A 23,310-nucleotide genomic window follows, 5' to 3' on the forward strand; every position below is an offset into this window, starting at 1 on the left:
TGTTTTCCCGCGACCGCAAATCAGAATGTGGCGGATCATCCTCATGTCTCCATCAATTGGGATGATGTTACCGTTGCGCTTTGGTCACGCCCCGGTGTGGTGTGGACGTGGGTAAACTCATCGGCGTGGCGGCGGCGACGGAAACTTCCCCGGCAAGTCGAGGGTGTGCAGGCATTCTTGAAGGATACCGTGACGAACGCCGTGTTCTGGCCTCGGGTGACAAACAGTGCCGTCAGTGCATTGGCCACACGGTATTCGGCGCGGTGTCCCCCGTTGGGTCAGTAGGCTGTTGCACGCATCCAGGACGCGTTGCATACGCAGAAGCATGGTGCGCAAGGTCCCGATGGATTCTTATGCTGGCGATACGTTACGCCTCCAGGCTTGAGCGCTTATCGCCATCTAGGGCGTTGAAGGAGTAGTCCACCAATTCCGGACAGTAGCGTTGGACCCTTGGAATCGTCATGACCATGCGCTCTTACAGTCGGATGCTCGAATGTCATCTCGTCGGTAAACACTGGATCTTGTCGCTTGTCCGGGGTTGTTGAGTCCGCGTTATGGCGCTGGGTTAATCAGTTCCTGCTCGTTCATGTTGGCGTGCGATCTTATCTCGTCGGTGGTATGCCATCAGGTGATGATGTCAACCTTCAACGCCGGGGCGTGACTGCGTGAACACCCTATCCCCGGCGATTCGTAGAGACCCATTAGCTCAACTGCTCTCGCCGATAGCCAGAATGGTCGCCACCAAGGCCAGCGCGCGAGGCACCAGCGTGTCCAGTTCCAGATATTCACGATCGGTGTGGACCTTGCCACCAACCGGCCCGAGGCCACACAGGGTTGGAATGCCCAGGCTGGCGGTGAATCCGGAGTCGGCGCAACCGCCGGTGAATTCGCCTTCGACGCTGAAACCCAGCGCCAGCGCTTTTTGTTGGTAGATGTGCAGCAGCCGTTCGCTGTGATGGGCTTCCATCGGTAGAAAGGTCGTCGCTTCCTTGAGGATGGCGCTGGTGCCGATCAGTTCTTCTTCTGCGACGATGGCCTGGATTGCGGTAAAGATCTGATCCCAGTGCTTGAGTTCGATGAAGCGCACGTCCAGTCGGGCGGAGGCGCTAGGCGCGACGGTGTTGCTGGACGTGCCACCGGATATCAGGCCAACGTTAGTGGTGATGCCTGCCGGGTAATCGGTCAAGGCATGGAGCTTGACGATCTTGCGTGCCAGGGCCTCGATGGCGCTGGCTCCGTCGGCATGGTTGACCCCGGCATGCGCCGCGCGGCCGCTGACTTCGATGATCAGCGTGGCACCGCCTTTGCGTGCGCTGACCACGTTACCGCTGGCCCGGCCGGGTTCGGTATTGAGCACGGCGCGGGCGGCACGGGCTGCGTTTTCGATATGGGTTCTGGCGCTGCCGGAGCCGATTTCTTCGTCACCGGTGTACAGAACCTGCACCGGACAGGGCAACTGACCGGCGCGCTTGAGTGCCATGAGGGCGAAGCAATTGAGCACCAAGCCGCCTTTCATGTCGGCGACGCCGGGGCCATAGGCGAGATTGGCGTCGCGGCTGTAGCCGCGAGTCGTGGTGGTGCCTTTGGGGAACACTGTGTCGCGATGGCCCAGCAACAGCACCGGCTTTCCAGATGCGCCTGGCACTTCGGCGAGTATCACGTCGCCAAAACCATCGACCGGCATGCGCTTGAGCAGGATGCCGTCAGCTTCCAGTTCAGCCTCGAGCAGCGCGCCCACAGCGTCGACGCCCGCCTTGTCATAGCTGTTGGAGTCGGTGTCGACGATACGCTGTAGCAGCGCTTCCATGGCTTGGCGCTGGTCAGCAAGCCAGTCCAGCGCCTGTTGTGGCGTGGCGTTCATTGCGCCTGCTCCCGTAACTGATGTTCCTGAGTCAGGCGTGCCGCGTCGTTGCCCAGGTCCCAGAATAGTCCGGCCATGATTTGCAGGCTTTCCTTGACCACCGGTGCCAGCAAGTGCTCGTTCGGCGCATGTTGTGAGCATGCCGGGTACGAGTGCGGCACCCACAATGTTGGCAGGCCGAGCACGTCCGCGAACACGTCGTTGGGCAGCGAGCCACCGAGGTTTGGCAGCAGCGCAGGTTTTTTGCCGGTGGTCTGTGCCAAGGAGCTGAGCGCCCAATTGACCCATGGGCTTTGCGGGTCTAGCCGAGTGGCATGCATCACATCGATGCGGCTTTGCTTGATCTCGACATTGCTGAAACCATGAGCATCCAGGTGGGTGCGCACAGCCGGGATAAAGGTCGTGTAGTCGCTGTTCACCACGAAGCGGATATGGCAGTGGGCGTTGGCCTTACCGGGGATCGCATGCACGGGGGCGTCCGGGTTGCCGGTCTTGAAGGCGATGACGTCGAGGGTGTTCCAGCCGAACACCTTTTCGCTCAGCGAGAGCTCCGGATTACCCCAGTTGGCGTCGATTTCCGGATCGCCCGGTCCGCCACCGACGTCAATATCGGCCAGTGCCTGCCGAACCGGCTCCGGCAGTGTCTCGGGCATCAGCCCCGCAACTTTCACCCGACCGTGTTCATCGACCATGCTTGCGATGGCATTGGCCAGAATGATGCCAGGGTTAGCCAGCAACCCGCCCCAGTTGCCAGAGTGATGAGCGCCTTCGCGCAAATTGACCACCAGCTCGAAGTTGAACACCCCACGTGAGCCAAGAAAAATCGTCGGTCGTGATGCCGACAGGCGCGGGCCGTCCGAGGCGATGAAAATATCCGCCGCGAGCTCTTTACTGTGCGCGGCACAGAATGCATTCAAGCCCGGCGAGCCTTCTTCTTCGCCCATTTCCAGCAGCAGTTTGACGTTGAAACCCAGCTTGCCGTCGCGAGCCTTGAGCGTTTGCTCCAGCGCGGTCAGGTTGATCAGGTGCTGGCCTTTGTTATCCGCCGTGCCGCGGCCGTACCAGCGATCGCCTTCGACAGTGACTTGCCACGGCGACAGGCCTTCACGCCATTGCGCTTCATAGCCCCGCACCACATCACCGTGGCCGTAGCTGAGCACGGTTGGCAGTTCTGGATGTTCAATGCGTGTGGCGATCATGAAGGGGCCGCGCTCTGCCACCGGGTTGTCATAGATCTTGACGCTGAAGCCCATCGCCTCGACATGCGGGGTGATGAAGTCATTGAGGTAGCGATGCAACTCGGGCTGGCTGTCCGTTGCCTGGCTTTCGGTGTGCAAGGCGACGCTACGTTCGAGCAGATTGAAAAATGCGCCGTTGTCAAATTGCTCTGTGGTGTTGCTGATGGCCAGTGAACGACTCATGAGTGGACAAGCTCCAGTGTTTGGGCAGGATTGTCGTGAAGGTGGCAACGCACGTTGCCGCCGATAAGCGGACCATTGGCCGGGTAGGCCGTTTTGCAGGGGGCGAAGCAGTTCGGGCAGCGCGGATGGAAGGCGCAACCGGACGGCGGTGACATCGGATTGGGGAAGGTGCCGTGCAGGCCGATTTCGGGAATGCCCAGGCGTGGATCGGGCGTGAGCACCGAATCCAGCAAGGCGCGGGTATAAGGGTGGCCGGGTTTAGCGAACAACGATTCGCGAGTGCGTTCTTCGACGATGCGCCCCAGATACATCACCGCGACCCGGTCGGCGAGGTGTTCGATGACCGCCAGGTTATGGCTGATCAGTAGATAGGTCAGGCCGAATTCGCGCTTGAGGTCTTGCAGCAGGTTGAGAATCTGCGCCTGCACCGAAACGTCCAGCGCCGAGGTGGGTTCGTCGCAGATCAACACGTCAGGGCGCATGATCAACGCCCGGGCAATGGCCACCCGTTGCCGCTGGCCGCCGGAAAGTTGGCTCGGATAGCTGTCGATGACCCGTTTGGGCAGGCCGACCACCTCGAGCATCTCTTCGGTCTTCTTGCGCCGCTCGGCGGTGCTGCCGATGTCATGCACGATCAGCGGCAGGGTAACGATTTCGCGCAGTGTCTTGCGTGGGTTCAGCGAGGAATACGGGTCCTGGAATATCGGCTGAATGTGCCGGGACATTTCCTTACGATCAGTCGCCGCCAGATGTTTGCCATTGACCAGCACATCGCCGCTGGTAGGCGGCAAGAGACCGAGCAGCATCTTTGCCAGGGTACTTTTTCCGCAACCGGACTCGCCTACCAGACCGAGGGTCTCGCCACGCATCAGGCGCAGGGAAACGCCATCTACGGCCTTCAGGGTGGCGGCGGGTTTGAAAAAGCCCTTGTTGATCCGAAACTCGCGACGGATGTCACACAGCTCCAAAGTGATGTCTTTTTTCATGACCATGCACTCTCCTGAAGGCGAATCGGTGCGGGGTCCGGTGCGGCGAACAGGCAGCGCGCCATGTGTCCGTCCTGTTCGACTTCGGGGATGTTTTGCGCGCAGGCCGGTATCGCCTGACCGCAACGATTGCGGAACGCACAACCTTGCTGTTCGCCTACCAGACTCGGCACCAGGCCTGGAATCGAACCCAGCGCCTCACCCGGTTTGGTCCGACCAGGGATTGGAATACTGGCCAGCAGACCACGGGTGTACGGATGCTGTGGGTTCTCGAACAGTTGCAGGGCAGGGGCGGTTTCGACGATCTCCCCGGCATACATCACTGCGATCCGATCGGCGATCCGTGCCACCAGCCCAAGGTCGTGGGTGATGAAGATCACCGCCAGGCCGAGTTCTTTCTGAATGTCGCGGATCAAGCGCAGGATCTGCGCTTGAATGGTCACGTCCAGTGCCGTGGTTGGCTCATCAGCGATGATCAGGTCCGGTTCGCACATCAACGCCATGGCGATGATCACCCGCTGGCGCAAACCGCCAGAAAGTTGATGCGGATACTGACGCAAGCGCTCGGTGGCATTGCTGATACCGACTTTCTCCAGCATCTGCGCGGCGCGAGCTAGGGCATCCTTGCGTGACACCTTGCGATGCTGAGTCAGCACTTCGCTGAGCTGATCGCCAATGCTGTAGGCCGGGTTCAGCGAGGTCATCGGTTCCTGGAAGATCATCGCCAGACGGTTGCCGCGCAGGTCACACATGCGCCGTTCGCTAAGGCCGAGCATGTCGATACCGTCCAGAGTCAGCCGGGACGCGGTGCGTTTAGCCTTGCGTGGCAACAGGTCCATCAGCGCCAGCGAGGTCAGGGATTTACCGCAGCCGGATTCGCCGACGATGCACAGCATTTCACCGCGCTCGACTTCAAAATCCAGACCGCGCACGGCATGCAGCATGTCATCCGGCGTCGGGCTGTTGCCCATGGGGATGTCCACGCGCAGGTTTTCCACATGGAGTAGTGCCATGTTCGGTACTCCTCTATCAGTTGCGGCCGTCGGGCAGGATCAGATCGCGCAGGCCATCGCCGACCAGGTTGATGCCCAGCACCAGAATCATCAGGGCGACGCCGGGAATGGCGATGACCCATGGGGAAAAGAACATGTAGGGTTTGCCTTCAGCGATCATCAAACCCCAGGACGGCGTCGGCGGCTGTACGCCAACCCCGAGGAACGACAGTGCCGACTCCAGCAGGATCGCGTGGGCCATTTCCAGAGTCGCGACGACGATCAGCGCGCCGACCAGATTGGGCAGGATTTCACTGACCAGAATGCGCAGGGTCGAGCAGCCAAGAGCCTGGGCCGACGCCACATATTCAGCATCGCGAATCTGTTGCACCGAAGCCCTGACCACCACCGCGAAGCGATCCCATAACAGGCAGCCGAGCAGCACGATTACCACTTTCAGTGAGCCGCCCATCAGCGAGGCCGAGGCCAGCGCGACCATCACGACCGGCATCGCCAGTCGGGTGGTGATCAGGTAGCTGATAAACGCATCGACCTTGCCGCCGTAGTAACCAGCCAACAGCCCCATGACGGTGCCGATAAAGCCGGAAATCAGCGCCGCCGCAATGCCGATGAACAGCGAAATACGTGCGCCGTAGAGCAGTCGCGACAGGTAGTCACGGCCCAGCTTGTCGGTGCCGAGGACGTACTCCCAGGTGCCGTGGGCCATCCATACCGGCGGTTTCATGCGCAGCATCACGTCTTGCGCATAAGGGTCGTAAGGTGCCAGCCACGGCGCGAATAGTGCACCAGCGAAGATGATCAGCAACAACACCGCGCCGATGGCGAAACCACGATGACGAAAGCTCTTGCCAAGTACTCGGCTCAGGCTGCTCGGTGGTGGCAGGTAGTCATTGATCGCAAGGGTCGTGGGGGTGCTCATGTAAGCCTCCTAGCGCACGCGAATGCGCGGGTCGAGCAGTGCGTTGAGCACATCGGCCAGCAAGGTGAGGATGATGTAGATCACCGCAATCAGCAGGACCACGGCCTGTACCACCGGAAAGTCGTCACGGGCGATGGCGTCCCAGGCGAGTTGTCCGATGCCTTGCAGGGAGAACACGGTTTCGATCACCACCGAACCGCCGAGCATGAAGCCGAACTCCACCGCCGCCAGCGCGACTACCGGAATCAAGGCGTTGCGCAGTGCATGCTTGAACAACACGCGGGCAGGGCGCAGGCCCTTGGCGCGGGCGGTGCGGATGTAATCGGAACTGAGTACATCAAGCATGCCGGCGCGGGTCAGACGCATGATTGCCGGAGTCGCGTAGTAGCCCAAGGCAATGGCCGGCATGACGAAGTGCAGCATGGTCGAGTTGCCGGACACCGGCAGCCACTTGAGCGTCACCGCGAACACCACGATCAACATCAGCGCAAACCAGAAACTTGGCATTGCCTGACCCAGCACCGCAATGCTCAAGGCCAGTCGGTCAACCCAGGTGTCGCGTTTGACCGCCGCCAGCACGCCCAGTGGAATCGCCACCAGCAAGGCGATACCCAGCGCCATGGCACCTAACCCGAGGGTAATCGGCAAGCGGCTGGCGACGAGGTTGTAGACCGACTCCTGAAAGAAAAAAGAGTTGCCCAGGTCCAGCCGTAGCAAATCGCCCAGCCAGTTGAAGTACTGGGTCGGTAGCGGTTTGTTCAAACCGTACTGCACGCGGATCTGTTCGATCTGTTCGCTAGTGGCTTCCGGTCCGCCAATGGCCGTGGCCAGGTCGCCGGACAGATGCAAAAGAGAAAAGCTGATCACCGACACGGTAATGGCAACGCAAATAGCGATGCCCAGACGGCGCAGAAGGAATCCAAGCATGGCAAGTTTCCTCATATCCAATGGATGGCAGGTGTGAGGACGTGTCCGTGGTGCGGGTTAGTCCGCAAGCCACGGCACCTCTCGATCAATCCGCTCGGTTGCGGATTACTTCCAACTGGACTGAACGAAACGCGGCAGCTCATCCGGGTACGGCGTGAACGCGAGTTCGGAGGTGTAGGCGTAGTTCATCGAGTAGTTGAACAGCGGCGCCCAGTACGCCTGTTCGCTGATGCGCTGCAACGCCTTGCGGTAGTTGTCCTTGCGAAATTGCGGGTCGAGGGCGTTATCGGCGGCCTGCAACCAACCCTGGACTTGCGGATCTTTGATGTTGTCGTCCGGATTGCCCTTGAACCAGGTGCCGGCCGACGCCGAGGTGTCGAGGATCGAGAACGAGCCCCAGGCCTGAAACGACATCGGCACCTTGCCGCCACGTTGCTGATCGCGCAGGGCGGCGTACTTCAAGTAGCGTAGCTTGGCGTTGATGCCCACAGCGCGCAGGTTACCGATGATGGCTTCGACGTAATCACGGTCGCGATAAGCGAAGATTTCTGTCTCGAAGCCATTTGGGTAACCGGCTTCGGCGAGCAGCGCCTTGGCCTTGGTCGGGTCATAGTTGTAGACCGTGGCCGCGGTGGTATCGCAGCCGAACTGGCCTGGATAACAGGCAACCTGCAAGGGTTTGGCTTCGCCACCCACCAATTGCGTGGCCAGCGCATTGCGGTTGATCGCATAGTTGATGGCCTGACGCACCTTGAGGTTCTTCATCGGCGAGTTTTCCGTGGAGGTGCCCCGAGCATCAAGAATCAGGAAGCCGATGCGCATGGTTTCGCTGCTGGTCACGGTCAGGTTCGGCATGCCTTTGAGGTCGACTGCCTGATCCGAGGTCACACGCCAGGTCCAATCGACACCATCGGTCATCAACTCGGCCAGGCGGGTTTCTGCATCCGGGATCACCCGGAACGTGAGGTGGCCGATATGTGGCTTGCCTTGTGGGCTGTCCGAAAAGTAGTCCTTGTTGATCTCCATGGTCACGCCTTCGCCAGCCACCACCGACACGGCTTTATACGGCCCGGTACCAATTGGCTTGCGACTGAATTCGGCCAGGCCGACCTTCTCGAAGTACTGCTTGGGGAACATCGGAACGGCGTTGGACAGGTATTCCAGTGCCGGAGGGAAGGGCTTCTTCAAATACAGGCGGACGCTGTAGTCACCGGTCTTTTCGGCGCTCTTGATCCAGTCTACGTTTTGCACGGTAACGACTTTCGCTTCCGGCGACACCACGTAGTTGAGGGTGAACACCACGTCGTCGGCGGTGAAGGCGTCGCCGTTGTGAAATTTGACGCCTTTGCGCAGATCAAAGTCGATGGTGGTGTCGTCGACCTGTTTCCAGCTGGTGGCCAACATGGGTTTGTATTCGCCGCTCTTGGGATCGCGGTAGATCAGGTTGTCCCAGATCAGCCGGCCGAGAATCACACCTTCGCGTAAATCGTTGTGATAGGGGCTGATGTTTTCAGGCTCGCTGTCGGAAGCGTAAACCAGGGTGTCGTTGGCTTTACCGGCGTGAGCCGGAAAACTGCTGATGAGGCCCATCAGCGCAATACTGCAGGCGAAACCTTTGATGCCCATGCCGTCGTCTCCGTTGGCGAGAGTGGTTGAATCAAAGGGCAGCGAATCGCAAATGCGTAAAGGAGGATGAATAGGTCAGGTAATGTTTTTTTGGTCTGGACACGAATGTAGGGAAAGGCTATCAATGCCACAAGAATAATATTTCGATACTTCCGTTGCCGAAAAGGCAATCCTTGGGGGCGCCGATGCAGCTGTATGGTGTGCAGTCCACGGCTCTGCGCTATTTTCTGGAAGTAGCGCGATGCGGATCGATCAGCGAAGCCTCGGTACGGCTGAATGTCGCGGCGTCAGCGGTGAGCCGACAAATCTCCAAGCTTGAGTTGGCCCTGGATGCCAGCCTGTTTGAGCGTCGTGCCCGTGGCATGGTGCTCAGCGAGGCGGGGGCGCGACTGGCGGCTTATGCGCGCAAGTCGCAGCTTGAGGCCGAGCAGGTGGTGCTGGAAATTACCGAGCTGCATGGCTTGCAACGGGGTCATGTGCATGTTGCCTGCTCGGAAGGATTTGCACTGGAATACATGCCCAGGAGCATTAGCGCGTTCAGGCGTGAGTATCAGGGCATTCATTTCACATTGGAGGTCTGTGCGCCTGCGGAAGCGACTGAGAAGGTTCGTTCTGGGGAAGCCGATCTGGCGATGACCTTCAGCCTGATGCCGCAAAAGGAAATCAAGGTCGAACATGTCCTGAGCGGGGCGATTTTTGCCGTGGTCTCCAATTCTCACCCCTTGGCCGGGCGTGAAGCGGTCAGCCTCGCCGAGTTGCAACCCTGGCCCATAGCGTTACCGAAGGCCGACACCACGATACGGCAACTGTTCGACATCTGTTGCGGTGTACAGGGGTTGTTGTTCGACCCGGTGTTGACCACTAATTACGTTGCCGCACTCTATAGCTTCGTCCGCGAAGAAGGTGTGATTAGCCTGGCCAGCGAAATGACCTTGCACAAACAGGTAGCGGACAAGCAGCTGCAATGCTTGCCGATCCTGGATGAAGGCATGCAGGCACGGCGCATCGAACTGCAAAGCATGGCTGGACGCAATTTACCGGCGGCGGTTTCTGCGTTCAGGGATTTTCTGATCGCTGAGCTGGCGAAGGCGAAGCGTCGTTGAAAAGACCAGGTTACTCGACGCTTCCGCCTTGTGGTCGCTCTAGCACCCAAATCAAACTCTACGAGTGGCTGCGAATAACTGTGGGCTTAACCATACGACGCAACAATGCGGAGCCTTCCCGTCCTCGTGGGCTTGGCCGAAAAAGCCCCAAGAGCGAGGCTTGCAACGGCGACAGGCGCCACATCTGTCGCCACGCTGCAGGCCAAGCACCACGCGGGTTGTCGCCGGTGTCGCCATCCTCCACTCGATAAACGAGGTGAGATGATGGCTTGAACATCTCGCTCCTCATTCAACAGTATTTGCTACCGGATGCCCGGAGGCATATCGCGCCCAATCCTCCATCAATATTCGCCGCTTTTCAAAAAGATCGCCACGTCGATAAGCCGCCTCTACCGCATTCTCTACTGTATGCGCGAGCGCCTGCTCACAGACCTCTCGAGGATGGTGAGTAACTTCACTAGCCCAATCCCTGAAAGTCGAGCGGAATCCATGCGTCGTGAGATCGTCCCGCTTCATCCGACGCAATGCCATCAACATCGCCATATTGCTCAGAGGACGCTTTTTGCGAGCCCCCGCAAATAGGTGATTGTTTCCTTCAACACGAGGAAGCCCTGTGAGTAAATCCAATGCCGCTTTTGATAGAGGCACCCGGTGTTCCTTACCTGCTTTCATCCTCAGCGCAGGAATGGTCCATACCCTTGCTGGCACATCAATCTCTGCCCACGTCGACTCAAGCACCTCACTGGTTCGGCAGGCAGTCAGGATGGTAAATCGCAATGCTTTAGAGCTAAGATCATCTGCTTTCTCAAGGGGCGCCATAAAGGCGGGAAGCTCTGTCCATGACATTGCTGCGTGATGCTTCACAGCACGCACTTTTGAGCGAGGTGGTAGCAGTTTGTCCAGGTGTCCACGCCATCGAGCGGGGTTTTCTCCATCGCGTAGCCCTCTGGCCTTTGCTGCATCGAGTACCAGTTCGATTCGGTTTCGCAAGCGGCTGGCAGTTTCGGGTATTGCTGTCCAAATCGGCTTGAGGATTTTCAACACATGCTCAATGCCTATTTCCTGCGTCGGAAGATCGCCTATGACCTTGAATGCATAAGTAGCCAGAGTGTTCTCCCACTGCTGAGCATGCTTGGCATTTTTCCAGCCCGTCCTGTGGGCAGCGATGTAGTCGAGTGCAACCTCTTTGAAAGTGGTTGCTTTGGCCCTGGCTGCATCCTGAGCTAAACGCTCGGCTTCTATTTCCAGTCGTTGCCGTTCCATCTCCTCATCCCGAGTGGTAAGAGGATCGACGCCTGATTTGCTCAGCTTTCTGGCTTCTGCTGCTTTCTCACGAGCTACCGCAAGGCTTACTTCGGGGTGCCCGCCCAGCCCCATGTCTCGGCTCTTGCCAGCAAGCTTGTAGCGGAAGATCCAACTTGCGCCACCGGTACGGCCGACTTTCAAGTAGAGGCCGTCACCATCATTGGTCATTCCAGGTAACCCGGATCTGACTATTTTCTCTACCGTTTTCGTCGTCAGGGATGCCATCAATCACCTCCTATTTGAAAGGCTGATGACTCAATCTAAATGAACTCCGGCCCATACTCCAGCCCATACCTTGGACCCTGGCTTCATGTAGCCACGCTTGGAACACCAAAGAAAAAAATCACTCAATCATCTGTTTTTATAGAAGTTTTATAAGAAACCTTAAAAGTCGCTGGACTTCTAAAAACACTAAAATAGCGGACTCCTTCACCGCCAAATTCGATATACACGAAACCCCTGATTTCGAGAGAAGTCAGGGGTTTTGTGGTTTCTGGCGTCTGGATTTTATGCATGGTGGTATCAGCGAAGGCGCTTCCGAAATTGATGTAGGACGATGGATAGGCGCGTGGGAAGCAATGCTGGAAAGCCAGATGGTTTGGGGGCTTTCATAGGTTTTGGCACCTCGCATGAGCCGCATCGGGAGGGGGTATTCGTTTTGCGCCTTTAAGGTACAAAATGACCCAAAGGGCAGCGCACACGACGCGCCCCATCATCCGGAACGGACGCACGCACGTTATGCAGGAATTCACCATGAAGCAGGCGGAGTTGGAAAAGGTTCACGTGGAAATCGTCAAGCTGATGGCTGAGCAGCGCAAGCTGAATGCCGAAGCGGGCAAGATGCCCCGTGAAACTTTTTGGTACCCGGTAGCTGTTGCGACTGGCTTAATCGGTACGGTGGCGACCGTCACTGCGGTGTTGATCAAGCTGCTCTACCCCCTGATTCTTTCGATGCCGTGAAAGGCTGATATCACCTCGCCTCGCGATCCGTTCGGTGCGAGTTTTTTGTGTATGAAGGGATTCATGAGCGATTTACTCGATTTCATCAGTGCGCTGTGCCAGGTATCCGATTGGACGCCATCACGCCCCAGGCGGGTATTTTCACGACGATTCGTGTTCTTTATGGTGCTTATAGCGGTATTCGAGTTGGTATTACTCAACCATTACTGGGGGTAATCCAGTTCCGGGCTTTTTGTTTTCATCACCTGACTAGCGAGGAATAATGCGCGCTTCTATGGACAAGGACATCTCATGATCACCACCACTACCCACACCATCGAAGGTCGGCAAATCACCGCGTACCTGGACATCGTCAGCGCCGAGTCGGTGCAGGGCGTTAACGTGATCCGCGACATGTTCGCCGGGATGCGGGATTTTTTTGGTGGGCGTTCTCAGACGTTGGAGCGGGCGTTGAAGGATGCGCGGATTCAGGCGACCGACGAGATCAAGGAGCGGGCGCGGGCACTTCAGGCGGATGCGGTGGTGGGGCTCGATTATGAGATCAGCATGCCGGCTGGAAAGGGTGGGATGGTGGTGGTGTTTGTCACCGGGACGGCGGTCAAGCTGAGGTAGGTCGGCGCGGTGCTGGCCATTCGTCGGGCATGTAACGATCTGAATCACAAGTCTGGGAATGACCGGCTAGTCTCAAAAACCAGGGTGGTCGATATTTTTCAGGCAAAAAGGGCTTGCCGGTATCGACCCGTTTTGAGAGGAGCGAAGATATGGCTGAGCCGTATATCGAAGACGACGGTGCAGAGTTTCCAATCAATGATTGCGTGCAGTGTGGTCAGACGGACTATGTGCCGAGCTTCGGCGAAGACCGTATCCAAATCAACAAAATCAAATCTGCAGTGCCTAGAACCCGAGGGCCGAAATCGAAATTTATGCCCAAGCTGGGGGCGCCCTCCAGGAAGTAAACCGATAACAGCACGAACCCCGCCATTGAGCGGGGTTTCTTGTTTCTGAAGGGCAGGAAAGGTGCCTCGATGGCAATGCCGAGAAATGTCCTACAACTTTGCGAGCACTGGTATTTTTTTCACAAACTTTTCACACCGGCCTACGTAGGCTCAACTCATCCGTTAGAAAGCAGTACCCTGGCCCGTCTCCCCAGCGGGCTTTTTTTTGCCTGTCATAAAACCTTTTGCATAAATGCTGTCCAACCGTCGCCAATGGCGAGGTTGTTCCGGTTTTGTGTCTGGACTTTACCTGCGCTAAAGCATTCAATCTCCGGCCTTTCCGTTCCCCTTTTTTTGAGGTTTTTGTTATGCGTTTGACACTGCCTGCTTTGGTTTTGGGCCTTTTGGTTGCTCAAGGTGCGATGGCTGCCGGTGACGGTACGGCCGCGCTCGGTGGTGGTCTGGGTGGTGCGTTGGGTAATGTGGTCGGCCAGAAAATGGGCGGCAGCACCGGCGCAGCGATTGGTGCTGGCGTAGCGGGTGCAGCCGGCAGCGCTGTTGCCGCACGTAAAGGCAGCCGCACCAAAGCGGCCATCGGCGGCGGTGTTGGCGCGGCGGGCGGTTCGATAATCGGCAACAGCCTGGGCGGCAAGACCGGCTCCACCATCGGCGCAGGCCTGGGTGGCGCATTGGGCGGTGGCGTGGGCAGCAACCTGTCCAAAAAGGGTCACTGATCCTGAAGATCCGCTGAAAAAGCCCGGCTTACATGCCGGGCTTTTTCGTTTTGGAACGTTTCTCCGGCATGTGGCTCAAATCTCATACAGTCGGTATTTGGTTTGCTGTACAACAGATGCAGATGCCAGGCTGAAGCCATCCGCGGCATGTTCTTTTCTCCAATGCGGAAATTAGAGGTGCATATCATGCGTTTGACATTGTCCACAGTGTTTTTAGGGCTTTTGGTCGCTCAGGGCGCAATGGCGGCCGGTAACGGCGACGCTGCAGTCGGCGGTGGTCTTGGCGGTGTGTTGGGCAACGTAGTCGGCGGGCAGTTGGGTGGCAGCACCGGGGCTGCGGTGGGCGCAGGCGTCGGCGGTGCGGCAGGCAGTGCGGTCGGTGCGCGCAAGGGCAGTCGCACAGAAGCGGCCGTCGGCGGTGGCCTCGGCGCGGCGGGTGGTTCGGTGATCGGCAACAGCCTGGGCGGCTCCACTGGTTCGGCCATTGGCGCGGGCGTGGGCGGCGCAGCCGGTGGCGCGGTGGGCAGCAGCATGGGGGATGACCGCGGCAGTTCGCATTCCGGTGGCGGCTACTACAAACACAAGCATAAAAATAAGTACAAGCATCGCTAACTCGATATCGAGTGTCAGTAAAAACCCGGCCGAGTGCCGGGTTTTTCGTTTCTATCGATAGGGCTCTGGAACGATTGGCCGTAGGACCTCTCGAACTTTATAGACACCCTGAACGTTGTGAGGCATGCCATGACTCCGGAAACCGAAGACAAGGAAGAAGAGGGCCCGATCAACGATCCCGGCAACGAAGATCCGGGGTCGCTGATGGATGACGCCACGGTGCCGCTCAACGATGCCGATGACGCAGGCGACGTCGGTAACCTGGAGAATGATGAGTATGACGAGGAAGACGACGAGTGATCGGGATTCGTGGGCGGGACGACCAATCGTCCTTCTGACCGAACCGCGTCTATTGAGTTGTCCTCGAAATATCAGGATCTGCTTTTCAGGTCCATTGAGAGGTGCGTTATGAAAGCTGATCCGAAAGACTCCGACATCGACGATACCCCCGAATACCCGCTGCCTTCACCCACCAACCCCTTGAGTCGCAATCAGCGCCCGCCCGACGATGACGACACTGCTGTGGAGCAAGTACCGGACGATGATGTGAAGCGCGGTAATGTGGAGGCCGACCCGGAAGACCCGGACATCGCCGGTGATGACGCCTCGGGCGAACCGAGCTGAAACCTGACGCACCGGTCGACAAGGGGGATGCCGCCTTACTCGGAAATGAATGGGGGTTCTTCGGATGGGAAAGCGCCGCCATGTACCCTTGGTGGTGGGAATAGCGGTGATGCCTACGGGAGTAGAACCAGCCCGGACGTGAGCCGGGCTATTGATGATCAGACCTTTTCTGATTCAATCCAGCATCTATAGAAAGATCGCTGTTCATTTGGATCGTTTGTTAGATTGTTATCATCATAATCAAAAATATAGACTATATCGGTGAGTGACGACGCTTTACCAAGTGTCAATTCATATGCTTTCAATCCAAGAGACATTTGTGATGACATGCTGGAGGTGTGTACGTTGATTTTTGATCCTTTGCAGAGAAATTGTATGTTGGGGTTGTCCTCTCTAACACGTGCAAAGCACCTATAAAAGTCACTGTCTGAATATGTTTTGTTAAAGCCATTTCTCATTATAAAAGTTATGGTTACGTCTTTGTTGTCGCATACGAGGTTGGCGATTTCCTTTATGCCATCAATGCTTACTGTTATTTCGATATTTATCATTTTTTTATTATCCTGTACGGATTTGGTATCGAATAGCCGAGCTCTCGGCCGTCATCTATAATTAGTGTGGCGCCAAGTACGTCGACATTTTCTATACGGTTAGCTATGGCTATCTCTTTTTCTGATCCGAAAAGATAAGCCTGTCCAAGCTCTTTCTGTAAGTCATGTCCATCTAGTTTTTGAAGAGTATAAAGGTAACCTACTTTTGTATGATATCCAGTGGCGAAAAGCTTGCCAACATCTCGCGATGGCGACGTGCTGATAAAGTTGCTGGGTGGGTTTTCACTGTCGATAGAGTGGAGCAATAGATCATTGCTTTTGCCTTTGCTTTTAAAACCATTTTGAAATACATCATCAGGCTCTCGTTCGTCCCCGCGATATAAGTAATCCTCTTCTCTCTTGGGGGACGGAGTTTTTGGCACCCCCTCATCAACCCCAACCTTACCCGCCGGATCCTCATCCCCAAACGACGGCTTCTTACACCCATCCCCCCCAGGGCACTCACTCAACCCCAACGGATCAACCCAACCCACCGGATTGCGCGTGTACTGATAGCCGTTTAACCCGCCTGCCAGCTTGCTCGGGTCCGGAGTCAGGTACCGCCCGACATCCGGATTGTAGTAGCGATGCCGGTTGTAATGCAGGCCGGTTTCCGCGTCGAAATACTGCCCTTGAAATCGCAACGGCTGATCGAGGACTTGATGGGTGTCGCGGTTGAGGCGGGTGAGGCGGCCATAGGCGGTGTATCGGGCGGCCCAGATGATGTCGCCACTGTAGTCGGTGAGTTCTTGTGGGGTGCCGAGGTGGTCGAGTTGGTAATAAAACGGGCAGGCCTTGCGCGGGCCTTTGCCGTCGAGCATGGCCAACGGGCGGAAGCTGCCAGGTTCATAGACATAGCTGCGGTGGTGCTCGCGACTGCTCTCAGCAACGAGGTGGTCACCCTGCCAGAAAAACTCGGTGGTTTTGCCGTCGACGGTTTTGGCGATGCGACGGCCGAAGGCGTCGTAGCGGTAACTTGAAAAACGACCGTCCGGCAACGTGACGCCGACCAGCCGATGCTGACAGTCATAGCGGTATTCGGTGACGAGTTTCTGCGCGGTGCCACGGCGCTCGCGGATCAGGTTGCCGAAGGTGTCGTAGTCGAAGTGGCGATCACCCTGCATCAACAGGCGATTGCCTTTGACAGTCGTCGGGCCGGGGCGGTCCTGCATCAGCAGGTTGCCGGCCGGGTCGTGGGCGTAGCTTTCCGGCTGCTGGTCGCGGGAGTGGCGGACGCGGATCAGTCGGTTGAGCGGGTAGTACTGATAGCTGCGCTGGCCATGACGGGTGTCGGCGATGCTGTCGAGATTGCCATTGAGGCTGTAGGCATAGTCGCGACGGTAGAGCGGATGTTGGTGTTGGCCGACGGCATGGGCCTTCAGCCGGCCCTGTTCGTCGTAGGCATATTCACTGAGTAGCAGACCTTGTTGGCGGTTTTGTTCGCGCCCCGTGAGGAACGTATGCGAGGTCAGTCGCGCGCCGTTGAGGTCGATAGCCGTCAGCGCACCACCCTTGGCGTGGTGGTAATCGAGTTTGCTGCCGTCCGGCAGGCGCAGGCGGTTGAGCTGGCCGCAGGCGTCGTAGGCATAACGCAGCGTGCCCCACCCCTGATGCTCGGTGATTAGGCGGTCCTGTTGGTCGTACTCGAACTCCAGCGGGTGATCGTGATCGTCGTCGACGCTGGTCAGTCGGCCCAGCGAGTCGTAGCAGTATTCAACCTTGATGCCATCGGGCAACGTTTTGACCAGCAACCGTCCGGCCGAATCCCGCTCATAAGCCGTCACCAGCTGCGAGCCGTCGTCGCCGAACTCGGTTTTCTCCAGCAGGTGGCCATTGAGGTCGTAGGCGTAGGCAGTGCGGCGGCCGTCGAAGCCGGTTTCCTGTCGGATCAATCCATTGGGCGTGTAGTCCAGCCGATAGTGTTCGCCGGATTCGTTTTCGATTTCCGTCAGCAGCAGCTGTGCGTTGTCGTAGCGGTACTGGAGCTGGGTGCCGTCCGGATTGATTCGGCGGCTGACCAGGTGCAGATCATCGGCGTATTCGTAGCGGGTGACGCGGCCCAGTTCATCGCGCTCGGCGGTGATCTTGCCGTAGGCGTTGTAGCTGAACCCGCGCGTGGCCCCGGTGGGCAACGTCGTCTGAATCAGTCGGCCAACGGCATCCCATAGGTACTGGGTGACCGCACCGTGTTCGTCCTGACGGGTAATCTGCCGTCCCAGCGCATCGTAGGAAAAGCGCCGCTGCCCACCGTCCGGCAAGGTCTCTTCGAGCAGCTGCCCCAAGGCATTCCAGACGAACACATGGCGACTGGTGTCCGGGTAGCGGATCGACAGCAAGCGCCCCTGAGGGTCGTAGTGATAATGGGTGACCTGGCCCTCCGAATCGGTCGCCTCGGTGACATCACCCTGGGCATTGCGCTGGTATTTCCACACCGCTTTACCGCGATAGCGCGCATGCAGGAAACCGTTGCGATACTCGTAGGCCGTTGTCTCGTCTTGCGGTGGAATCAGCGCCACCAACCGTCCGACGTCGTCATAACGGTATTCGGTGACAGCCCCCAACGGATCCTGCTCGGCCACCAGCCGCCCGCTGTCATCGTAGGTTTTGAGCAGCTCACCGCCGTCCATCCCGATCCGGCGCACCAGCCGCGCCCGGTCGTCGTGGACGTAAACCTCTTCGCTGCCGTCGATGTGCTGGACGGTGACGCTGCCCTGGCCATCCCAGGCATAACGAGCATCCATCTGCGCAAACGACGCCCAATGCCGGACACAGCGTGCCGACTTGCCGGACCGCTCCCACTCCCAGAAGAAACTCGCGCCACCGGCCAGCTGCCGCTGCAAAATTACGTGGTTGTCGTCGTAGTCGTAACGCTCGCTTTCCCCGACGGCATTGGTCGTTTCGATCAAGCGTTGGCGGGCGTCGTAGCGGTAGAAAACCAGCGTTTGCTCTGTGCGCCAGGCTTCACTCAAGTCCTCGCTGGGGTGCAACGACTGATATTCGACGGCGATGAGGTGCCTGCGCTCGTAGCACAACAGCAGCGAACGGCCAGCGCCGTTATCGAGGCGTTGAATGCGATCCTGGCGGTCGCGAGTGATGCGCAGCCGGTTGTCATAAGCATCACTGATCGTCGTCAGCCGACCGTTATGAAAGTGGTAGAACCGCGCTTCATCACCGGCCAGCGCGAGAATCAATTCCTCGGGCTCGGTCCCGAGGTAAATCGCTGCTCGTGACAGGCTGTTGTGGATGGCCGGGCGCTCGACGTTCGGCAGCGGAAACGTCGTACGACGGTTTTCATGGTCGATCCAGATGACCTGTTCATCACCCAGCTCCAAGCGCTGCGCCAGCGAATGGCTCCAGCCCCAGCCCAGCCCGCAATCGATCTCCACTGCGCTGGAGCGGTACAACCGGGTGAAGTCGAACGGCAGCAGTCCATCCAGCGCACCGTCGGTCAGGGTCAGCAGTTCTTCGCCGCTGACCATCGACACAGGACAGCCGTTGGTGCAGGTCAGTGCCGCGCAATCGGCGCTGTCGCCATTGGGGTTTTTCGCTTGATTCGGTACATCGTCGTGAGGTTCGTGACGGCCCAGCCGGGTCATGGCTGTGGACTTGTCGCGAGCAATCGCGACCGGATTGTCCACCCGCATAACCGGTGCGTCGCCGGGGCTGATTTGTAGCGCAACCGTCGGTGCAGGTTTCAGCGTTGCATTGCGCGCGTTGACCATGAGCGGTTTGAGCGCGCCAGCGTGGGCTGTCAGGTCCGAGTTGGCCGTCAGCTCAGCCAGTCGCAAACTGGCTGCCGCCAACCACTGCCGAGCCCTTTGGGACTTGAGTTTGTCCAGAACTTTGGCGCTCATGCCGAGCTTCAGCCCCGTAGGACCGGTGAGACACATCAGCAGGAAACTGATCAGTATTTCCGTACGAATTTGTGCCACGACTTCGGCGATGTACTGCGGCGGTAACATCCTCAGCCAACTGCTGAAGGCGGCGAGATGGATGAACATCAGCGGCTCATCGCTCAACATCAGCAACACATTGGCAATGGTTTCAGCCGAAGCGTTCAGCAGCGTCTCAAGCTCGCCTTGTGTCAGGTATTCAAGGAGTTTTTCGCTGCTGCCTTGCAGGTCCGCCACCAGGGCGTAGACCTGCTTCACGTCATCCCACAAGCCGTGCAGCGAACGCTCGAAACTGTGCCAGTCAGCCTGTTGCAGCAGGCCGTAGCGTTGGGTGAAACCTGCTTTGGAAAAATCTGCCCATAACGGCTCGAATTCGCTCGTCCATTCGTTGTGCAACCAGCCTTCCAGCTCGCCGATCACTCCCTGATAGGAGGCGTAGAGCGCTTTGACATGTTCAGTGGAGACATTGGGAAAGAAGGTGATGCGATAGCGATGGCCGCGCCAGCATTCGGGGATTTCGAGAATACCGCTGGGGCCGATGGTTGCGTGGACGGGCTCGCCGAACGTCAGTTCGCCATTGCGCTGCGAGATGACCGGCTCAAGCATCACCGGCGTATCGCCGATCGGCACGAAACGCGCGGCTTCAAACATATGCACCAGGGTCAACGGGCCGCTGGCCGGGCACATGGCGACTGTCGAGCTGACAGGCGCGGTGGAGTCCTTCGGTGCGCTGAGCCGGACTTCGTTGCCGACCTTGAACACTTGCTCGACGTTCAGCGCGCCACCGCTCCAGAAGCTTTCCGCCCAGGCGTCGTAGTCGTTGAGGCAGAGTCGGAAATCACTGAACAGCGCTTCGATGTTCGGCTGCTCGGGGTTCATGGCGGCGACCACCAACAGACCGATGGCGTTGTTCAAGGCCAGGACCTTGTCAGGTTCGAACATTCGCAATCCCTCGCGCAGGTCAATTTGGAGCGAGAGACTTTGCGGGGGATCAAAAAGGAAAGAAGTCGGGAAAGGAGGTGTTTGGTGTAGGGGAAATCGCTAAATCAGCGCGGGCCCCTCGGCAGAGGATTTTGTATCCGCCAGGCATTGCCCGTTGCTCTCGACCAATCGCGCTCGCTATGCTGCTGAACCCATTAATCCATCACGGATCCGGCCGTACCTGAGCCGCCCTGAGATGTCATGAGAAAACGGATCAGATGCGATGAGTGCACCCTTGGATGAGTTCGGTCCGATCAAGGCCGTGATTTTCGATATGGACGGTTTGCTGCTGGACACCGAGGGCATTTACACCGAGGTCACGTCCATCATTGCCGAGCGCTATGGGCGGACCTTCGACTGGAGCGTCAAACAGAACATCATCGGCCGTGGCGCGGGTGATCTGGCGCGCTATGTGGTCGAGGCGCTGGACCTGCCGATCACTGCCGAAGAGTTTCTGGTGATCCGCGAGCCCTTGATGCGCGAGCGTTTTCCGACGGCGCTGGCGATGCCCGGTGCAGAGGAACTGGTTCGGCACTTGAAGGCCAACAACGTTCCTATCGCGGTGGGCACCAGTTCTTCGCGTCAGTCGTTTGGTCAGAAAACCACCTTGCACCGCGACTGGTTCGCGCTGTTTGACTTCATCGTCACCGCTGACGACCCGGAAGTGGGGGCGGCGAAACCGGCGCCGGATATTTTCCTGACGGCGGCGCGACGTCTTGGGGTCGCGCCCCAGGATTGTCTGGTGTTCGAGGATTCGCCGTTCGGCGTCACTGCAGCCAAAGCGGCAGGAATGACGGCGATTGCGGTACCGGATGCGGCGATGGCCGACGAAAAGTACGCACACGCCGATGGCATTCTTCGTACGTTGAAGGCGTTCAAGCCCAGCGCATGTGGCTTGCCGGCGCTTGAGTGGGCCTGACCATTCGATAATCCCTGCCACAAAAACGCCGGCAATCGATTGCCGGCGTTTTTATTTCAGCCGAGCGGTGTATCAGGCGCCGAAACCACCGTCGATGGTCAGGCTGGCACCGGTGATGTAGCCGGCTTCGGGACCGACAAGGTAGGCGACGAAGCTGGCGATTTCTTCCGCTTTGCCGTAGCGACCCACGGCCATCAGCGGGATCAGGCTATCAGCGAAGTCGCCGCTGGCAGGGTTCATATCGGTGTCGACCGGGCCCGGTTGCACGTTGTTGATGGTGATACCTCGTGGGCCGAGGTCGCGAGCCAGGCCTTTGGTCAGGCCGACCAGCGCCGATTTACTCATGGCGTACGGGCCGCCACCGGCGAAAGGCATGCGCTCGGCATTGGTGCTGCCGATGTTGATGATGCGACCGCCTTCGGTCATATGTTTGGCCGCTTCCTGGGTGGCGATGAACACGCTGCGTACATTGATGGCCAGGGTTTGGTCGAAGTCTTCGAGTTTGAAGTCTTCCAGCGGTGCGATGGCCAGAACGCCTGCGTTGTTGACCAGGATGTCCAGGCGACCGAAGGCTTCGACGGTGGCGTTGACGGCATTGCGAATGGCCACTGCATCGGTGCTGTCGGCCTTGATGGCCAAGGCTTTGCCGCCGGCGGAGATGATGCTGTTTTGCAGGTCTTCGGCTTTGGCGGTAGAGCTGACATAGGTGAAGGCGACGGCTGCGCCTTCGGCGGCCAGGCGTTTGACGATGGCAGCACCGATGCCGCGTGAACCGCCTTGAATCAGAGCTACTTTGCCGCTGAGGTGTTGAGTGGTCATGTCGATCTCCAGAAGTTCAAGGCAGGCTGCCATGTTGTCGGAGTCGAGTATCGGCTTCGCATTACCCTCGGGGTAGACCGTGATTGCTATAGTCTGTGTAAACCAGAAGTTTATAGTGGCGCTTATGGAAACCTTCAGCAGTATCGAATGCTTCGTGCGCAGCGCCGAGGTCGGCAGCTTCGCCGAAGCCGCGCGGCGCTTGAGCCTGACACCGGCGGCGGTGGGCAAGAGTGTCGCCAAGCTGGAGGCGCGACTCGGCGTGCGGTTGTTCCAGCGTAGCACGCGTAGCCTGACGCTGACCGAGGCCGGCCAGCTGTTTCTCGGCGAAGTCAGCACCAGCCTGCACACGATCCAGAATGCCGTGGCCAACCTGGCCAGCGCCGAAGGACGTCCGGCGGGAACGCTGAAGGTCAGCATGGGCACGGTGTTCGGGCGTTTGTACATCGTGCCGTTGCTTGGAGAGTTTTTGCGGCGCTTTCCGGCGATCAATCCCGACTGGCATTTCGACAACCGTCAGGTCGACCTGATCGGCCAGGGCTTCGATGCGGCGATTGGTGGCGGATTCGAACTGCCTCAGGGCGTGGTGGCGCGCAAGCTGACGCCCGCCCATCGAGTGTTGGTGGCTTCAGCCGAATACCTGGCGGGGTACGAGGCGATCATCGAGCCCGACGACCTGCAGCACCACGATGGCATCCTGATACGGTCGCCGCAGACGGGGCGCGTGCGTTCCTGGCAGTTGACCAGTCGCAACCGGCAACACAATCCGCTGATGCTCAAGGCGCGGATGACCATGAGCGATTCGGAAGCGGCCTGCGCCACGGCGGCCCAGGGTTTGGGCATTGCGCTGGTGAGCATGCCATTCGCCGTGGGCTATCTGGACGCCGGGACCTTGCAGCGGGTGTTGCCCGACTGGTACGTCGACGATGGCAACATCTCCATCTATTACGCCGAGCACAAACTGCTGCCGGGCAAGACCCGGGCGTTTGTCGATTTCATCATTGAACAGTTTGCCGAGCGGGGGTTGGGACAGCGGTTTAGTGCGCTTTGAATATGGCTTAAGACCGAGGTGTGGCCATCGCGGG

Annotated in this window: 21 protein-coding genes; 10 read left to right on the forward strand and 11 right to left on the reverse strand. The window is 58.5% G+C overall.

From position 1 onward, the window contains the following. Nucleotides 1-706: 706 nt before the first annotated feature. The 7 genes from J3D54_RS17615 to J3D54_RS17645 form a co-directional block, all read right to left on the reverse strand. The gene (locus tag J3D54_RS17615) at nucleotides 707-1,861 is read right to left on the reverse strand and encodes a M20 family metallopeptidase (RefSeq protein WP_253420699.1); all 1,155 of its coding nucleotides are present in this window, start codon (nucleotides 1,859-1,861) and stop codon (nucleotides 707-709) included. Then, the gene (locus tag J3D54_RS17620; RefSeq protein ID WP_217857982.1) at nucleotides 1,858-3,282 is read right to left on the reverse strand and encodes a M20 family metallopeptidase; all 1,425 of its coding nucleotides are present in this window, start codon (nucleotides 3,280-3,282) and stop codon (nucleotides 1,858-1,860) included. Before J3D54_RS17620 ends, J3D54_RS17615 begins: the two co-directional genes overlap by 4 nt. Next, the gene (locus tag J3D54_RS17625) at nucleotides 3,279-4,268 is read right to left on the reverse strand and encodes an ABC transporter ATP-binding protein (RefSeq protein WP_253426649.1); all 990 of its coding nucleotides are present in this window, start codon (nucleotides 4,266-4,268) and stop codon (nucleotides 3,279-3,281) included. The genes J3D54_RS17620 and J3D54_RS17625 overlap by 4 nt, the downstream gene beginning before the upstream one ends. Next, on the reverse strand, nucleotides 4,265-5,281 hold the full coding sequence (locus J3D54_RS17630) for an ABC transporter ATP-binding protein (protein WP_253420702.1): 1,017 nt from the start codon (nucleotides 5,279-5,281) through the stop codon (nucleotides 4,265-4,267). The genes J3D54_RS17625 and J3D54_RS17630 overlap by 4 nt, the downstream gene beginning before the upstream one ends. 16 nt (nucleotides 5,282-5,297) lie before the next feature. Next, nucleotides 5,298-6,200, reverse strand: a complete 903-nt coding sequence (locus J3D54_RS17635; RefSeq protein ID WP_217857979.1) for an ABC transporter permease — start codon at nucleotides 6,198-6,200, stop codon at nucleotides 5,298-5,300. A gap of 9 nt (nucleotides 6,201-6,209) precedes the next feature. Next, the gene (locus tag J3D54_RS17640) at nucleotides 6,210-7,127 is read right to left on the reverse strand and encodes an ABC transporter permease (protein WP_217857978.1); all 918 of its coding nucleotides are present in this window, start codon (nucleotides 7,125-7,127) and stop codon (nucleotides 6,210-6,212) included. 105 nt (nucleotides 7,128-7,232) lie between these two features. Further along, a complete protein-coding gene (locus J3D54_RS17645) occupies nucleotides 7,233-8,753 on the reverse strand; it encodes an ABC transporter substrate-binding protein (RefSeq protein ID WP_253420705.1) in 1,521 nt (506 codons plus the stop codon). 185 nt (nucleotides 8,754-8,938) lie between these two features. On the opposite strand from J3D54_RS17645, the gene J3D54_RS17650 reads away from it, so the two are divergent. Next, a complete protein-coding gene (locus J3D54_RS17650) occupies nucleotides 8,939-9,856 on the forward strand; it encodes a LysR substrate-binding domain-containing protein (RefSeq protein ID WP_217857976.1) in 918 nt (305 codons plus the stop codon). A 285-nt stretch (nucleotides 9,857-10,141) separates the two neighbouring features. Here the strand turns inward: J3D54_RS17650 and J3D54_RS17655 are convergent, their stop codons facing one another. Next, nucleotides 10,142-11,386, reverse strand: a complete 1,245-nt coding sequence (locus J3D54_RS17655; protein WP_217857975.1) for a site-specific integrase — start codon at nucleotides 11,384-11,386, stop codon at nucleotides 10,142-10,144. A 528-nt stretch (nucleotides 11,387-11,914) separates the two neighbouring features. Between J3D54_RS17655 and J3D54_RS17660 the strand changes: the two genes are divergently transcribed. The 7 genes from J3D54_RS17660 (at nucleotide 11,915) to J3D54_RS17690 (ending at nucleotide 15,026) form a co-directional block, all read left to right on the forward strand. After that, nucleotides 11,915-12,121 (forward strand): hypothetical protein, encoded by a 207-nt coding sequence (locus tag J3D54_RS17660; RefSeq protein WP_253420708.1) that lies wholly within the window; start codon nucleotides 11,915-11,917, stop codon nucleotides 12,119-12,121. A 291-nt stretch (nucleotides 12,122-12,412) separates the two neighbouring features. Continuing rightward, the gene (locus J3D54_RS17665) at nucleotides 12,413-12,733 is read left to right on the forward strand and encodes a YbjQ family protein (RefSeq protein WP_105339643.1); all 321 of its coding nucleotides are present in this window, start codon (nucleotides 12,413-12,415) and stop codon (nucleotides 12,731-12,733) included. Between the two features lie 149 nt (nucleotides 12,734-12,882). Next, entirely contained in the window at nucleotides 12,883-13,077 is a 195-nt protein-coding gene (locus tag J3D54_RS17670) for a hypothetical protein (protein ID WP_253420712.1), read from the forward strand. Nucleotides 13,078-13,424: 347 nt separating this feature from the next. After that, complete coding sequence (locus tag J3D54_RS17675) at nucleotides 13,425-13,790, forward strand: glycine zipper domain-containing protein (protein WP_007940778.1); 366 nt, start codon at nucleotides 13,425-13,427, stop codon at nucleotides 13,788-13,790. Between the two features lie 186 nt (nucleotides 13,791-13,976). Next, nucleotides 13,977-14,402 carry a glycine zipper domain-containing protein gene (locus J3D54_RS17680; protein ID WP_253420714.1) on the forward strand — a complete coding sequence of 142 codons (426 nt, stop codon included), beginning with the start codon at nucleotides 13,977-13,979 and terminating at the stop codon, nucleotides 14,400-14,402. A gap of 129 nt (nucleotides 14,403-14,531) precedes the next feature. Then, nucleotides 14,532-14,702 (forward strand): hypothetical protein, encoded by a 171-nt coding sequence (locus J3D54_RS17685; protein WP_007940775.1) that lies wholly within the window; start codon nucleotides 14,532-14,534, stop codon nucleotides 14,700-14,702. A 108-nt stretch (nucleotides 14,703-14,810) separates the two neighbouring features. Further along, a complete protein-coding gene (locus tag J3D54_RS17690) occupies nucleotides 14,811-15,026 on the forward strand; it encodes a hypothetical protein (RefSeq protein ID WP_253420717.1) in 216 nt (71 codons plus the stop codon). 158 nt (nucleotides 15,027-15,184) lie between these two features. Here the strand turns inward: J3D54_RS17690 and J3D54_RS17695 are convergent, their stop codons facing one another. Next, nucleotides 15,185-15,577, reverse strand: coding sequence for a hypothetical protein (locus tag J3D54_RS17695; RefSeq protein WP_253420720.1), 393 nt, complete (start codon nucleotides 15,575-15,577; stop codon nucleotides 15,185-15,187). Continuing rightward, nucleotides 15,574-20,451, reverse strand: a complete 4,878-nt coding sequence (locus tag J3D54_RS17700) for an RHS repeat-associated core domain-containing protein (protein ID WP_253420726.1) — start codon at nucleotides 20,449-20,451, stop codon at nucleotides 15,574-15,576. Before J3D54_RS17700 ends, J3D54_RS17695 begins: the two co-directional genes overlap by 4 nt. Nucleotides 20,452-20,713: 262 nt before the next feature. On the opposite strand from J3D54_RS17700, the gene J3D54_RS17705 reads away from it, so the two are divergent. Further along, a complete protein-coding gene (locus J3D54_RS17705) occupies nucleotides 20,714-21,409 on the forward strand; it encodes an HAD-IA family hydrolase (RefSeq protein WP_253420728.1) in 696 nt (231 codons plus the stop codon). 72 nt (nucleotides 21,410-21,481) lie between these two features. Here the strand turns inward: J3D54_RS17705 and J3D54_RS17710 are convergent, their stop codons facing one another. Next, nucleotides 21,482-22,228, reverse strand: a complete 747-nt coding sequence (locus J3D54_RS17710; RefSeq protein ID WP_253420731.1) for a 3-oxoacyl-ACP reductase family protein — start codon at nucleotides 22,226-22,228, stop codon at nucleotides 21,482-21,484. A 124-nt stretch (nucleotides 22,229-22,352) separates the two neighbouring features. On the opposite strand from J3D54_RS17710, the gene J3D54_RS17715 reads away from it, so the two are divergent. Beyond that, nucleotides 22,353-23,276, forward strand: a complete 924-nt coding sequence (locus J3D54_RS17715; RefSeq protein WP_253420734.1) for a LysR family transcriptional regulator — start codon at nucleotides 22,353-22,355, stop codon at nucleotides 23,274-23,276. Nucleotides 23,277-23,310: the final 34 nt, after the last annotated feature.

Source organism: Pseudomonas sp. GGS8 (assembly GCF_024168645.1).
Classification (GTDB): Bacteria; Pseudomonadota; Gammaproteobacteria; order Pseudomonadales; family Pseudomonadaceae; genus Aquipseudomonas.